The organism is Chryseobacterium sp. 14P4.3.2, from assembly GCF_057799275.1.
Window position 1 is genome coordinate 19,543 of sequence record NZ_JBYOKO010000025.1, and the last position, 14,767, is coordinate 34,309.

Genomic DNA, 14,767 nt, shown 5'->3' on the forward strand with positions numbered 1-14,767 from the left:
CTAGTATCTGTAGTATTCAGGCTTGAATGGCCCTTTTACGTCTACACCGATATAATCAGCCTGTTCAGGAGAAAGAGTTTCAAGTTCTACACTTAATTTTTTAAGGTGTAAAGCTGCTACTTTTTCATCTAAATGCTTAGGCAGCATGTAAACTTCGTTTCCGTAAGCTGCAGAGTTAGTCCATAGTTCGATCTGAGCCAAGGTCTGGTTAGAGAAAGAGTTAGACATTACGAAACTTGGGTGTCCTGTAGCACATCCTAAGTTGACCAATCTACCTTCTGCAAGGATGATTACTTCTTTTCCTTCAATAGTATAGATATCTACCTGAGGTTTAACTTCTGATTTAGTCTGACCGTAGTTTTTGTTTAACCAAGCCATATCGATTTCATTGTCGAAGTGACCGATATTACAAACGATAGCTTTGTCTTTCATTTTAAGGAAGTGTTCTCCTCTTACAATGTTGAAGTTACCGGTTGTAGTAATGATAATGTCAGCATTATCTACTACGGTGTCTAATCTTTTTACTTCATAACCGTCCATTGCGGCCTGTAAAGCACAGATTGGGTCAATTTCAGTTACAGTAACGATAGAACCTGCTCCTCTGAAAGAAGCTGCAGTACCTTTACCAACGTCTCCATATCCGCAAACTACCACTCTTTTTCCAGCAAGCATTACATCAGTAGCTCTTCTTACAGCATCTACTGCAGATTCTTTACATCCGTATTTGTTGTCAAATTTAGACTTAGTTACAGAGTCGTTTACGTTGATAGCAGGCATTACCAAAGTTCCATTCTTCATTCTTTCGTACAATCTGTGTACTCCGGTAGTTGTTTCTTCAGAAAGACCTTTGATATCTTTTGTGAATTCAGGATATTTATCAAAAACCATGTTTGTTAAATCTCCACCATCATCCAAAATCATGTTTAATGGTTTTCTGTCTTCACCAAAGAATAAAGTCTGCTCAATACACCAGTCAAATTCCTCTTCATTTAAACCTTTCCATGCATAAACAGGAATTCCGGCAGCAGCAATTGCCGCAGCAGCATGGTCCTGAGTAGAGAAAATATTACAAGAAGACCAGGTAACTTCAGCTCCTAAAGCCACCAATGTCTCAATAAGTACAGCAGTCTGGATTGTCATGTGAAGACAACCTGCGATTCTAGCTCCCTTAAGCGGTTGAGATGGACCGTATTCTTCACGGATAGACATCAAACCTGGCATTTCTGCTTCTGCAAGGGTGATTTCTTTTCTTCCCCATTCTGCAAGGGAAATGTCCTTAACTTTATAAGGAACGTATTGTGTTGTAGTACTCATATGTAATGAATAGTTTTTAAATTCAATTGATAACGAAATGCAAAATTACAATTAATAATTAAAATAAAAAAACGCCGGATTAAGTTCTGTTTTATGAGATTAAACATGATTTAATATTATTTAGTCTTAATATAAATAACTATTTTTATCACATAATTTATATTCTATGGATCATACAAATACAGAGAAAAAAACAAAGCCTGTAGCTCCTAAAGTAAAGGAAATTATTGCGAATACAAAAAGCGTTATTCTGGCAACAACTGATGCTGAAGGAAATCCTACTTCCAGCTATGCACCGTTTGTTCAGGCAGGAAATACATTTTACATCCTTGTATCTTTTATGGCAAGACATACCAAAAATCTTTCGGAAGGGAGAAAAACTTCAGTGATGTTTATTGAGGATGAATCTGCTACTAAACAGATTTATGCCCGCGAAAGGTTGACCCTGGAAGCTGCAACTTCTCAGATTGAAAGAGATTCTGAAGTTTGGAACCAGGTAGTTGGCCAGCTTAAAGAAACTTACGGAAAAGTAGTGGATATTATTTCTGAGATGAAAGATTTTATTTTAATTGCACTACAGCCTGTAAAAGGTTCATATGTGAACGGATTCGGGAGTGCTTATTTTGTAGATGAAAATCTGGAAATTATTGAGCATAGAAATGATGCGAACCATCAGTCTAAATAATTAAGAAAACAGAAGATGGAAGTTAACAGGCATTAAATAAAGCACTAAAATGTTTTTAACGGATAGTTTCAGTTGAATATAAAAGCTGTTCGCAGATCAATATTGACCTCCATCTTTCTGTCTTCTCTCATCCTTTTTACAAGTGGTTTCTTTTTAGTATTTTTACCGAATAAAAAAAGAATGCCCCTTTACCGAGATTTTTCAGATGATAATGCCACTATCCTTGTTTGGAAGTATGATGAAAGTGAAGAGCTTGATATCAATGAGCTTTTGGAACCTGAAAATGCTGAAAAGGTAAAAGACTACCATCCCAAGAAACTGCTGGAGGTATTAATGGTTCGTAAATTACTAAAGGGCCTTAAGCCTCATTCTAAAATTTTATATAAAGAAAGAGAACCTTTTCTTTCTCCCAAGGATGCGGAAATTTCCATCACCCATTCTTTTCCATTTGCTGCTATTGCTATTTCCCAAAACAAAATAGGTATAGATGTAGAAAAATTCAATCCTAAAATCTTAAGGGTAATTGATAAATTCACCTACGAAAATGAGCGGGGTTTCATTCCGGAAGACAAAGCTGATACTTTTTATACCATTATATGGAGTGTGAAAGAAAGCATGTACAAGATTCACCATTCAAAATACTGGTCTCTGAAGAAAAATTACGAAGTAAAACCATTCGAGCTGATGCACCTTCATAAAATAAGCTGCAGGGTATATGATGAAGAGTTTTCGGACGAATTCAAAGCCAGGGTAGAGTTTTTTGATGACTACTGTTTTACGATTGTAGAGGAGTAGATCATATTATGGCCTCGGTTATATAAGGAATAAAAGAATACTGATTATTCAGTTTCAGCGACTTTTTCAGCTTTATATTTTTCGATCACTTTACGCTGTTCTTTGGCAACATCGTAGATCAGTTCCAGAATATCGTGAATGTTTTTAAGCTCCGTTAAATGCGAAATTTTATCGGGGTCTATTTTTTCAATGCTTTCACTTTCCTCAATCTCTGTTTTTCTTTTCAGAAGCATATCTTCAATGGACGAATCTTCCGGTTCAAGACGGCTCTCCATTTTCAGGGTTTCATTTATTTCATTACCCTCCAGAAGGGTAGAGGTCTGCTGCATTTCTGCTTCAATTTTTCTGCTCCAGCTTTCGGCATCAATTTCAGGATACAGCTCATTATTTTGAGAGTATTGAGAAAGAGAAGCTGTGTAAGCTGTGACAAGATGCGATGTAGCAACGAATTGATGAACCACTTCCAGTTTTTTCTGTTGATTTTTAGGGTCAGAGATCATTCTCTGGAAATTATCAGAAAGATTGGCCAGTGAAATAATTGCATTTTTCCGTTTTACTTTATAATCTTCAAGATCAAAATTTCCGTCCAAAAATTTAGAAATCACACTTTGGAAATAAATCAGATTGTCTGCTGCAGACTTTTTCATCAGGTCCAGATTTTGTGTGTGTTCCCAGACAGGAAGTACAATATAAGAAACTAAAAATGCGATGATGCCAGCGATGGCTGTATCTACAATCCTGTCTTTAAATATCACATCTATTTTCCCCGGATTCAAAAAGTTAAAACTCAGGAAAACATAAATGGTCATGAATAAAACTGCCCAATAATAGCGTCCTTTCAAAAAGCTGAAGCACATTATCATACTGATCAGCAGTATAGCGAGCAAAATACCGTTGATATGGATAAAATGCAGAATGATATAGGCAATGGTGGCTCCTGTAACAGTACCGTAGAGACGAAGTAAGTTACGCTTTTTGGTAATGGAATAAGCAGGCTTTAAAATAGCGGTAATGGTAATTAAAATCCAGTAAGTATGTCCCAGCCCGAGAGAATCAAACATAGAGAAAAGATAACCGAATAGTAAAGCAGTGGTAATTCTTATGGCATGTCGGAAATGAGAAGATGATAAGGAAATACTATTCCGTAAGACTTTAGAATTAAGCTTAGGCTCATTAGGCATAAACTTTTTCAGGTCTAGACCGGTAGATAAACTCTTTGCCAGTTTTATGTTTTGGGAAAAAACTTTATAAATTTCATTAATCTCCTTTGTGATTTCATTGATACGCATCAGGATCTGACGCAGGACCATAAAGTTTTCCAGACTTTCCGAAGAAAGCTGTTTATTTCTAAGCTCGAAGTAATTATAATTAAGGTTCTTTAATTCAAGTTCAAGGTTGAATATGGGTTTTGCTCTCGTTCCACTTTGAAGAGCGATTCCGATGTTGGTGATTTCTTCAGCCAAAAGATTCAGATAATCGTGGATGTTAACCAGGATCATGCTGTCTTCAAAACTCTGCTGCAATTTCTGGTAATCACTTTCTGAGGTCATCAGTTTCTCATGAAGGTCCATGGAGTTCAGAAACATCAGCATCAGCAAACGGCTGGTGGTGGTAGATTCATTGACAATGGTTCTTGTTTTAAAAACGGTTTCTCTGGTATCCTCCTGTAAGTTTTTTATTTCGATTTGTTTGGCGATAACCTGCGTTGTCAGTTTATCAAAATCAGGATTTTTCTGATAATAGTTGGCTTTGATCTTTAAAAAATCAGCCAGCTGCAGATAGTTCTCACCAATCATCTGCCCCGCCAGTTTGTAAGGCCGGATGGTTGTCACAATAAGGAATATGAGCAAAAACCATATACAGCCACTGGCAAAGATCAGCAAGCTCTTCGGGATATTACTTCCTGTAAGATGCCCGTCAATAAAGATGGCAAGTACAACCAGAGATAATGAACCTACAGCGGCCAGTCTCTGGCCATAGACTCCAATGAGTGAGAAAAACATTCCAAATACAACGATTTCCAGAAGTACCAGTATTCTGAAATTCATCACAAGACTGGCGATCAGGGCGACAAAGACAAAACAGCAAATGGCAAAAGTAAGAGCATTTCTTCTTCGGATGAAAGGACCGGGTTGATCTGTCAATGCCACAAAACTCGTTCCGAGAGGGAAGAGGAAGTATTCTTTTAAAATTCCAAAATGAGCGAGAACCAAACAAGGCAGAACAGTTGCTAATGTAATTCTGATTGCAGAATATACATATTGACTGGTCACAAATTTTTTTAGCTCTGCCGAATAGTTCATATTACAAAAATAGCTATTGGATTTATAAAAGACGCCATAAAGAAGAGACTTTTGTCAACTTAAATGTTATATTTTTTTAATAATCGGCTTTTGTGATTGTGAATAGTGAATTTCTGATGTGTAAAATAAACGGAGAAGCTTGCAGGGGTGATCATTGATTACAGTACAAAAAAAGCCTCATCCATGTTGGTGAGGCTTTTTGTATTGCTGTTGTCTTTTTTTTAACGATCGTTATTAGATGTTTCATCTCCTATGTTCCAGGTAAGACCGAAACGAAGAGTGTTATCCAATGCACTGTTGATTTTAGACATATTAATAAGATAAGAAAGATCAAGACCGAAAGAACGGTACTTTAATCCGATACCTGCTGTTGCAAACTGTCTCGCTCCCTGTTCTTCACTTTCATGGAAGTAACCTCCTCTTACAGAAAAAGCATTATCATATGAATATTCCAAAGCACCACTATACATGATACTGTTTTTGTTTTTGAAAGATTTTCCGATACCAGCCATTGGTCCTACGTTTGGAATTTGATAGATAGGCTGTCTTGTATTAGGATCTATTCCTGCATATTCAGATCCTGGAACTAAAAGTTTTGAACCTTCCACTGTTAATCCGACTCTATTCATATCATCAAGGAACATGTCATATCCAATCCCCAATCTTGCCATCGTAGGAAGATAAGATCTTGATTCTTCATTTCCGGTATAGTCCAATTTCGGACCTAAGTTCTGAATGGCTAAACCGGCATTTAATTTACCATCATATCCTCCAAAACTGGAAAATCTAGGTGAAGTGTAGTAACCTGAAACATCTACAGCAAAAGAGTTGGCAGGTTTAAGTGTAGTATCTGTGTTGAATCCTCCGGCTAAGTCTGAACGGATAAATCTACCAGTTACAGCCATAGAGTAGGAATCAGAAAGTTTCAAAGCATAGGCAACGTCAATAGAGAATTCGTTTGGTTTTGATGTACCCATTGAAGCAATTTCTGTACCTACCAACTGAGTAAGGTCTACTTGCCCCATATTGAAATAATAGATACTTGCAGAAATGGTAGATCTTTCTTCCTGCCCCAGGAACTTATGAAATGCACCATATAATAAGAATACATCATTGGTAAGTTTTCCCATATAAGGTGTATAGTTAAGACCTATGGAAGAACTTGTTCTGCTAAAAGGATATTTTGCAGCATTCCAGAACTGTGAAAATGCATCCGGAGAGGTTACTACCCCTTGGTCTCCCATACCTCCAGACCTTGCATCAGGTGCAATTCTTAGAAAAGGAGCTCCGGTAAGTACTGGGTTTACTTTACCCAAGTCTTGCGAATAGCCTAAAAAACCAGCACTCAAACCAAATCCTAAAAGCAGTTTAGTAGTTAAATTCATATGTTGTCTTTTATATATTATCAGTTTTTTATTAATATTATTATCTATGTATAAGTTAATTTATTTCAAAAGTACCATTTTTTCTACAGCTGTGGCACTTCCTTTGCATTTTTCTTGATTTTGACTTTTTGCAAATATCTTAAAAATATACGTACCTTTTGCTACTGTTGCTCCAAAATCATCTCTTCCGTCCCATTCTATTGCCTGACGAGGGGTTCTAAAGCCCTGTAGGAAAGGTTCTGCAACCACCGGCTGAGATAAAGTTCTTACCAATCTTCCGGTAATTGTATAGATCTGTACATTCACATCCAGAATATCATCACAGTTGTGTTCAAACTGTACATAGGTCTTATTAGTGAATGGATTTGGCCAGTTCAGCGGACGGTTAATGATCAGGTGTTGGTCAGATTCATCCTTAACTTCAAAATTTAACGTAGCAGATGTAGAATTATTGTTTATATCCCAAACTTTAAATGCTAATTGATGTTGTCCAATGGCAAGATTCTTGAAAGGATATGATACATTTCCTTTTTGATAGTCTGCAAGACTTGGATTCAGACATCCGTTTCCTTCACCCGGAGCATAAAAATCATTTAAAATTACCGTATTAATAATCTGCCCATCCAGATAAACCGTAATATCATGTCCTATTCCTGATCCGGTAGAGTTAATTCCTGTATCATCCGTAAGACAGGCAAGAAGCATTGGGTTCTGATTGGTAATACCACCATCTGCAAAGTTGGTATTATTCATATACAGTTTTACTTTTGGAGGCTGGTTATCATTGATTCCGTTGGGGTTGATATCACCTACCTGTACAGTCTGGTTGTTGAATACATCCGTTGCCTTATTGTCTGCATATGCCAGTATTCTTCCGTCTCCTACAGTGTAGTTAATGTCTTTAGGTACATAAAATTCTGCATTGAAAACTCCGTTTACTGCCGTTCCTGCAGCTTTTACGATAGCACTTCCTTCTTCAGTATAGTCTAATACAGGAGATAAAGCACCGTTGTTATTTAAGGTCTTTTTATTTAGTCTCTTATCAAAAATGTTGATGGCTACTTTTCCGTTGAAAGTACTGTTTAGAGTTCCGTCAGGTTTATTGATGTGTCCTTTTACTTTCACAAAATCCAATCCTCTGATTAATCCGGGAACAGGAGTTTCAATATTATCAATAGTCAGCAATCTTTGTGGCCTGCTTAGTTTCATAGCAGGGTCACCAAGGAAATTTACCTTCAGGTGGTTATTATTAGGACCTTTCTGTTTTTTTGCAATTAAATGAGCATACCCTAAAGAATTGAAATCATCATTGGTTAATTTAAATATATTTCGGGTATAGGTGTTGGTGAAATCACGTCCGTAATCTACACCAATAGCACGGCTGGAAGTGATCATTGCCGAAACGCCCCCTTGTTTTAGCTTAATAAACTGCTCTCCCACAGAATTTGTTCCCGGCTCATCCCATAATGTGAACTCACATGTTATAGTAGAAACAAACGGAAACCTGCTGTATACATTAGAGAAGTTGTTTGAGTTTTGAACTTCTGTACTGGTTAATACTCTTTCCTGTGCCCAGCCATTGATTCCTCCATGTCCGAAATAGAAAAGATATAAGCTGTTTCCTATGGCATTGGAAATTGCCTGATTCACCTGCGGATACCTTAGTCCTCCTGAAGTACTTTGAGCAGGGAAGGCATCCATATATAATTTTTTTACATTGTATTCTTTCAGATCCAGCTGGCCGGGCTGTTCGAATATACTCACCAAACTAGAGTTCATAACATTGTGGAAAGGACTTCCTCCTTCATTATTATCATCCACTACAAAGTCAAGGCGCATACGCCACTCTCCAAAAGGACTTGACTGCCCGGACAGAGAATTGTAATAAGCTAGGGTCTTGCTGATCATATCTGATGCTTCAGTGACATTAGCAGCAGGAATTCTTCCGACAGGCACATCGGGTAAATTATTTTCAATTAAAAGGGTATTCTGCGGCTGGTTCATTACAATATAATCATCGGTAACGAATGACGATACATAATCTGAAGACTGCTCACTTTGATAGCTGGGAACAATGTTTGTATTATTTGAGATTCTGTTTTTGTAATCAAATGATGCGTCTCCAAGTATAAATACATATTTAAGCCTTCCGGCTGGTGTATTCAGTTTGGTAACGAAATCTCTGATAGCAGTAAGGTCTTTGCTTCCACTTCCGAATTCTTCATAGATTTTACTGATATCTACAATCTCTACCTTATAGTTATTGGCTGTCTGATGATAATTGGCAAGTCTTTGTGCCTGGCCCATCATTTCAGGTACAGTAAGAATGAGATAATCAATATTCTGTAATATGGAAAGATTCTGGTTGGAAATCCTACCTACAAACTGTGGGTTGAAGGCTGCGTCAGAACGGAAAGCTACAAATTCATTGTTGAAGTTCTGATCAGCAGCAATATAGGCAAAGTTGAAAGAACCTGCTCCCGCTTTATTTACTCTTCTGTTTGCGTTGGTGATATCTGTCACATCCCATACCTGCTCTATATTTCCGGCATTGGTTATACTAAATCCATAGTTGGTATTGCTTCCGCTTACAATAGAATAATCTCTGAAGTTCATCTGTGAACCATTAAATGCAAGATTCTCTTTGTATTGCAGCTCAATATAATCGAAGTAGAAAGTTCCGTTAGGGTTTTTACCAATATTAGGATTATAATTAATCGTAAGCTGATTTCCGGTAAGATTGGTGATTGTCCCCGAATAGGTTATGGGATAAAAATTATATTGAATCGCTCCACTGTCTGCAGGTACAGTTTTTGAAGACGGTGCCAGATTGTTGATTTTAAAATCAATGTTGTTCTGTTGTGATCTGTATCCAACTACCTGAGTTCTGTATCGTATAAGATCATTAGCCTGTATAGGAGAATTGGTAGTGATGGTTACATCTTTTTCACTATTGAAAGGAGTGTCTTCTACCCACGTTCTTCCCACTTTCAAAAGATTTTTCTGATCTTTATTGATGACCTGATAGCTGTCATACCTTGTGATCAGCTGTGCAGGGAGATTTCCGTCAATGGACTGAACTCTTTTTCCTGCTCCTTTATCAAAATTGATATAGTAATATGAAAAATCTTCGTATATATTTTTTACATTATTGCTTCTCTCAGAAAATCTTGTGTCTTTTCTTTTGAAGCCATTTCCGTTGTTGGTATCATAAAGATTATATCCGTCAGGTCCCTGTGCATAGAAAAGAGCATAATCATTATCATTCCATACCCCGTCATCTTCACCCACAACCTGAATGGCGTTTTCCTGCAAAGCACCATACTTGGTGTCCTGATTGTATTCGGGAAGCATAATACCTCCGTTTCCGTAAATTCTGAAATTTTTAGGATTTACAGAAGAAGGATTGATCCCGTTGTCTTTTAAAAACTGTGATGTGATTTTAAATATACCGGATTTGTCAACTTTTATTTTGTAAAAATTACCACTGGATAAGGGATTACCTGTAGTTCCTACCTTATTAAATGTGCTTGAAGCATTAATAGGAGCTGCACCTTCAGTAACATTAAATGAAGAAAGTCTCTGAACACGGCCTTTCACATTTTTAAATAAGGCAACGCTGATACTGGCATAAGTGTCCCCATCCAATGTATAATAGGAAACATCTGCCACATCATAATCAGGAAGGCTGCCTTTATCCAATTCAAATAAATCCTGGTTGGAAACATTCTCCCAGGAAAGGTCTGAAATTTTTAACTGCTTTTCTCCGATTTTTTGCTTAGTTACTATAAAAACATTATTTTGGCTGAAAGAAAAACCTTCATTTTTGAAAATGGGAAGATTAATTTTTGTTTCACCAAAATCCTGAATTTTAGAACCATTCCATTCTATGGTGTTTCTTTGGGCGTAAAGTGTTGATGCAAAAGCGATTAAGGATAAAAGAGTGATTTTTCGTCTCATGTTTATTATTGAAATTGCTAAATTACAAAATAAATGAAAATTTTAGAATTAAATTGCGATACAATAAAATTAATTTGTTAACGTTTTTCAAAAAAATCAAATGTTTACTTGATTTATTGAATAATTTATTTTTTCTTTGTACTTTGAAAATATTTATATCGACTATGAAAAAACTAAAGTTGTTTTCATTAATAGCATTAAGTTCTACACTTGCATTAACCAGCTGTGGCGGATCAGGAACCAGCAAAGGAGGCGGTACTAAAAAATTTGTCAGCAAGACAGGTTGGAAACCAAACGAAAAACAAGGTTGGTTTTTTGCAGGAAAGCAACAAAAACAGAAGGGGTGGCCAGGAATGGTATATGTAGAAGGTGGAACTTTTACAATGGGATTAGTGAAAGATGATGTTATGCACGATTGGAATAACACGCCTCGCAGAATGCAGGTAAGTTCATTCTTTATCGGTGAAACTGAGATTACTAACTACGAATACCGCGAATACCTTACATGGTTGAAGTATGTATTCCCTCCAAGTGATCCTAGTTTTAAGGAGATCTATAACGGCGCCCTGCCAGATACTCTATTATGGGACAATAAATTAGCTAGAAACGATTATAATGAAACTTATCTGCGTTCTCCGGAATTCGATTACTACCCCGTAGTAGGAGTTTCCTGGACTCAGGCAAACAGATATTGTGAATGGCTGACAGACAGAGCAAATGAAAAGGCTTTGATGCAGGCAGGTGTTATTGCTAAAGATTTATATATCAACGAATCCAACAACCAGGGAGGAACTGCATTTAATATGGATAAATTCAAAGCGAATGATCCGGAGATGCAAGGATATATTAATGAAAAAAGAATGCAGCAGAAATCTGGGATGAAAACAACAAACCAGAGACTATTATCTGCAAACAGAGCTCCAAATTCTGCAATGGTACAGAAGTTCAGACTTCCTACTGAAGTAGAATGGGAATATGCAGCTCTTGGAATGGCGAAAACCAGAGAATATAACCAATACCTTGGAAAGAAACCTGAAATTGAAAGATTAAGAGGGGTTAAAGGAAAAGAAAGAGGAATGTTCCTTGAAAACTTTAAAATGGGTAAAGGTGACTATTCTGGTATAGCAGGATGGAAAAATGACGGGTCTGCACAGACTTCCGACGTAAGAAAATATCCATCTAATGATTTAGGAATCTATGGTATGTATGGTAACGTTTCTGAATGGACTGCTGATGTATACAGACCAATCATTGACGAAGATTACAACGATTTCAATTATTACAGAGGAAATATGCCTCAGGCTATCGTAAGAAACGGTGACGGAACTTACAAAATGATCGACGAAGGTACTATTAAGTATGATACTTTAGCTGACGGAAGATTAGTTTACAAAGGACTTCCGGGACAATTTGAAAGAGAAACGATTGCTGATTACAGAAACTACAGAGATGGTGACAGACAGTCTTCTTTAGAATATTACAGAGCATCAGATTCTGCTTCAGGATTTGATATGTATAATTCTCCTAGAAAAAGATTTGTTGTAGACGCTACAGGTAAAGTAAAAATGCAAAAAGATACCAAAGACAGAACTTCTGAAATGTCTAACGATATCAGAGTTGTAAAAGGGGGGTCTTGGCAAGATACTGCATATTGGCTGGATCCGGGACAAAGAAGATATAAAAACCAAGGAAAAGCATTTGGCTGGATTGGTTTCCGTGTCGCTCAGGATGCAAGAACAAATGACAAGAGTAGAACTCGAAGATAATATTTATCAAAAAATACTTATATAAAACCTTCCGGATTTCCGGAAGGTTTTTTTATTTTTGACCTATGAATATAGAACAGTTTTATCCTTTGTTTCTGCAGGCTGGTAAAGTGACCATTGATAGCAGAAAAATCGCAGAAAATGATATTTTCTTTGCCTTCTCCGGAGATAATTTCAACGCAGCAACTATAGCCGAAAAAGCTATTGACGAAGGTGCCTTGGCTGTAATAGTTGAACAGCAGGAATTTGAAAACAGAGATAAAAATATTTTCTATGTTCCATCCACTTTGGATTTCCTACAGCAGCTGGCAATCTATCACAGAAGCAAGCTTAGCATCCCTTTTATAGGTCTTACAGGAAGTAATGGGAAAACAACTACCAAAGAACTCATTCATGCCGTACTTTCAGAAAAGTATAATGTACAGTATACATCGGGTAACCTCAATAATCATATCGGGGTTCCTCTAACCATCCTATCTATCAAGCCTGAGCATGAAATGGCTGTGATAGAAATGGGAGCCAATCATCAGAAGGAAATTGAATTCCTGTCTGCTATTTCAAAACCTGATTTTGGATATATTACCAATTTTGGAAAAGCCCATTTAGAAGGATTTGGCGGATTTGAGGGAGTAATCAAGGGGAAATCTGAACTGTATGATTATCTTAAAAATAATCATAAAACAATCATTGTTAATGAAAATGATCCTGTCCAAACTGAAAAAACAGAAAATTATTCACCAGTTATTACTTTTGGAAAGGAGAGTTCAGATTATAATTTTGAATCTTTTTCTGAAGAACATTTTGTAGGATTGAGCTATAATGGAATGAAAGCTGTATCAAAACTGACAGGAGATTATAATTTTACCAACCTTTGTGCGGCAGCCAGTCTAGGACTTCACTTTGGAATCAGTTTTGAAAAAATAAAATATGCTCTTGAGCATTACACCCCGACGAATATGCGCTCTCAGGTTGTGAAGAATAACGGCAGAACAATGGTGCTGGATACTTATAATGCCAATCCAAGTTCCATGACAGCATCACTGAATAATTTTGTTACTTTTGAAGGGAGTAAAACCATTATTATCGGTGATATGCTTGAGTTGGGAGATGAAAGTGAGAAAGAACACCAGAATATCTTAAAACTGGCAAAGGATTTAGGGTTTAATGAAATTATCACAGTAGGAAAACACTTTAAAGCTGTTAATCCTTCAGATCTTGCTTTCGAAAATACCGCAAGTGTAATAGAATATTTAAAAGATCATAAAATTCAAGCCGAAAATATATTGTTGAAAGGATCAAGAGGCGTAGCGCTGGAGAAACTGATCGACTTCATTTAAGATATTATATAGGAAGCTGATTATATTTACAAGACGGCAGGGTAGAGGAGTGGTTCAATGCTCCTCTACCGTCCTTTAGACTTTTGAAATTTATTTTGCCTTTGAATCCCAAAATTCTTTTACAATCAGCTTAATATTTTGAAATGTACTTGGAAAGACTTCATTTTCAATCTGAACGGTGTTCTTCCAGGCAACTTCAGTAATGCCTTCTTCAGTCTGTGGCTTGGAAGTATCATTGCCGCTGAATTTCATTTCAAACCAATGGGTGCATTTTAATATTTTTTCCCCATTTCTCTCCACATAAATATGGTAGGTTGTATTGATGAATTGAACGAGTTCAACATCTTTAAGACCTGTTTCTTCCTCTATTTCACGTACGGCAGATTCTTCTCTGGATTCTCCTTTTTCCATTTTTCCTTTAGGAAGATCCCATCTGCCTAATCTTTTGATAAAAAGTGTATCTCCTACCGGATTATTAACAAGTCCCCCCGCAGCTTCTATAATTCTGAAAAGCTTCTGGAATTCATGCCAGATTTCTTCAATATTCTCACCAAAAACATTCAGTTCATTCACTGAAGTATTTTCCAAAATATCCAATGCAATCTCTAAAGTCGTGAAACTTTCATACCCGAGATTTTTTTCAAGTCTTTCGGGATGCTTAGATATCAATAATTTTTTTTCGTTCACAAAAACTTTATACATTTGTAAGAATTAAGAATTTAAATACAAAAATAAAAAATGAATTTAGAAGGACGAAAAATTATTGTCAATAAATCATCTAAAGAGTTGTCGGAATTGTTAAAAACTCCTGAAAACTACAAAGATTTTATGCCGGACGGTCTTCAAAAGTTTGAAACAAGAGATAACGGTTTTAAATTTGGATTACAGGGAATGCCGGAAATCGCTTTGAAAATAGATGAAGTAGACGATCAGAAAGCTGTTTTGAGATCCGCAAGTTCAAGCTTAGATTTCTCATTGACGGCAACTTTGAACCCAATCAACGAAAACCAGACTGAAGTTCAGATGTTATTTGAGGGGAAATTCAATCCGTTCATCAAAATGATGGTAGAAAAACCATTACAAAACTTTATCAATACGCTTACTGACAAAATCGAAGCTTATAAATAATAGAAAAACCTTCATATGTGAAGGTTTTTTTGTTTTTTTTATAAGATTGTCAACAACTGGATCGCTCTTATATCTGCTTTGTTTATTTCACTAT

Annotated in this window: 10 protein-coding genes; 5 read left to right on the forward strand and 5 right to left on the reverse strand. The window is 36.5% G+C overall.

Annotated elements, in window-relative coordinates:
* Window positions 1-1,314, reverse strand: a complete 1,314-nt coding sequence (gene ahcY / locus AC27VX_RS22635) for an adenosylhomocysteinase (protein WP_236855438.1) — start codon at window positions 1,312-1,314, stop codon at window positions 1-3.
* Between the two features lie 166 nt (window positions 1,315-1,480).
* Here ahcY and AC27VX_RS22640 point away from each other — a divergent pair, with 166 nt between their 5' ends.
* Window positions 1,481-1,999: a pyridoxamine 5'-phosphate oxidase family protein gene (locus AC27VX_RS22640; RefSeq protein ID WP_488698157.1), complete on the forward strand. Its 519-nt coding sequence runs from the start codon at window positions 1,481-1,483 to the stop codon at window positions 1,997-1,999.
* 180 nt (window positions 2,000-2,179) lie between these two features.
* A complete protein-coding gene (locus AC27VX_RS22645; RefSeq protein ID WP_488698159.1) occupies window positions 2,180-2,794 on the forward strand; it encodes a 4'-phosphopantetheinyl transferase superfamily protein in 615 nt (204 codons plus the stop codon).
* A gap of 44 nt (window positions 2,795-2,838) precedes the next feature.
* Here the strand turns inward: AC27VX_RS22645 and AC27VX_RS22650 are convergent, their stop codons facing one another.
* The 3 genes from AC27VX_RS22650 to porU all read right to left on the reverse strand — a co-directional run bounded on the left by AC27VX_RS22650 (window position 2,839) and on the right by porU (window position 10,442).
* Complete coding sequence (locus AC27VX_RS22650) at window positions 2,839-5,097, reverse strand: FUSC family protein (protein ID WP_300691307.1); 2,259 nt, start codon at window positions 5,095-5,097, stop codon at window positions 2,839-2,841.
* A gap of 221 nt (window positions 5,098-5,318) precedes the next feature.
* Window positions 5,319-6,482, reverse strand: a complete 1,164-nt coding sequence (gene porV / locus AC27VX_RS22655) for a type IX secretion system outer membrane channel protein PorV (protein WP_236855434.1) — start codon at window positions 6,480-6,482, stop codon at window positions 5,319-5,321.
* A 60-nt stretch (window positions 6,483-6,542) separates the two neighbouring features.
* Window positions 6,543-10,442 carry a type IX secretion system sortase PorU gene (gene porU / locus AC27VX_RS22660; protein ID WP_488698161.1) on the reverse strand — a complete coding sequence of 1,300 codons (3,900 nt, stop codon included), beginning with the start codon at window positions 10,440-10,442 and terminating at the stop codon, window positions 6,543-6,545.
* 164 nt (window positions 10,443-10,606) lie between these two features.
* Here porU and gldJ point away from each other — a divergent pair, with 164 nt between their 5' ends.
* Together gldJ and AC27VX_RS22670 are read left to right on the forward strand one after the other, a co-directional pair.
* Window positions 10,607-12,208, forward strand: a complete 1,602-nt coding sequence (gene gldJ, locus AC27VX_RS22665) for a gliding motility lipoprotein GldJ (RefSeq protein ID WP_236855432.1) — start codon at window positions 10,607-10,609, stop codon at window positions 12,206-12,208.
* Window positions 12,209-12,273: 65 nt separating this feature from the next.
* Window positions 12,274-13,545, forward strand: coding sequence for a UDP-N-acetylmuramoyl-tripeptide--D-alanyl-D-alanine ligase (locus AC27VX_RS22670; RefSeq protein ID WP_488698164.1), 1,272 nt, complete (start codon window positions 12,274-12,276; stop codon window positions 13,543-13,545).
* Between the two features lie 90 nt (window positions 13,546-13,635).
* Here AC27VX_RS22670 and AC27VX_RS22675 read toward each other — a convergent pair whose 3' ends face one another.
* The gene (locus AC27VX_RS22675; protein WP_262912478.1) at window positions 13,636-14,247 is read right to left on the reverse strand and encodes an NUDIX hydrolase; all 612 of its coding nucleotides are present in this window, start codon (window positions 14,245-14,247) and stop codon (window positions 13,636-13,638) included.
* 36 nt (window positions 14,248-14,283) lie between these two features.
* Here AC27VX_RS22675 and AC27VX_RS22680 point away from each other — a divergent pair, with 36 nt between their 5' ends.
* Window positions 14,284-14,673: an SRPBCC family protein gene (locus AC27VX_RS22680; RefSeq protein WP_236855430.1), complete on the forward strand. Its 390-nt coding sequence runs from the start codon at window positions 14,284-14,286 to the stop codon at window positions 14,671-14,673.
* Window positions 14,674-14,767 lie beyond the last annotated feature (94 nt).

What these genes read in the sequence shown, in the direction of transcription:
- ahcY (WP_236855438.1), bottom strand. Translation starts at nt 1,314, where the DNA reads ATGAGTACTACAACACAATACGTTCCTTATAAAGTTAAGGACATTTCC.
- AC27VX_RS22640 (WP_488698157.1), top strand. Translation starts at nt 1,481, where the DNA reads ATGGATCATACAAATACAGAGAAAAAAACAAAGCCTGTAGCTCCTAAA.
- AC27VX_RS22645 (WP_488698159.1), top strand. Translation starts at nt 2,180, where the DNA reads ATGCCCCTTTACCGAGATTTTTCAGATGATAATGCCACTATCCTTGTT.
- AC27VX_RS22650 (WP_300691307.1), bottom strand. Translation starts at nt 5,097, where the DNA reads ATGAACTATTCGGCAGAGCTAAAAAAATTTGTGACCAGTCAATATGTA.
- porV (WP_236855434.1), bottom strand. Translation starts at nt 6,482, where the DNA reads ATGAATTTAACTACTAAACTGCTTTTAGGATTTGGTTTGAGTGCTGGT.
- porU (WP_488698161.1), bottom strand. Translation starts at nt 10,442, where the DNA reads ATGAGACGAAAAATCACTCTTTTATCCTTAATCGCTTTTGCATCAACA.
- gldJ (WP_236855432.1), top strand. Translation starts at nt 10,607, where the DNA reads ATGAAAAAACTAAAGTTGTTTTCATTAATAGCATTAAGTTCTACACTT.
- AC27VX_RS22670 (WP_488698164.1), top strand. Translation starts at nt 12,274, where the DNA reads ATGAATATAGAACAGTTTTATCCTTTGTTTCTGCAGGCTGGTAAAGTG.
- AC27VX_RS22675 (WP_262912478.1), bottom strand. Translation starts at nt 14,247, where the DNA reads ATGTATAAAGTTTTTGTGAACGAAAAAAAATTATTGATATCTAAGCAT.
- AC27VX_RS22680 (WP_236855430.1), top strand. Translation starts at nt 14,284, where the DNA reads ATGAATTTAGAAGGACGAAAAATTATTGTCAATAAATCATCTAAAGAG.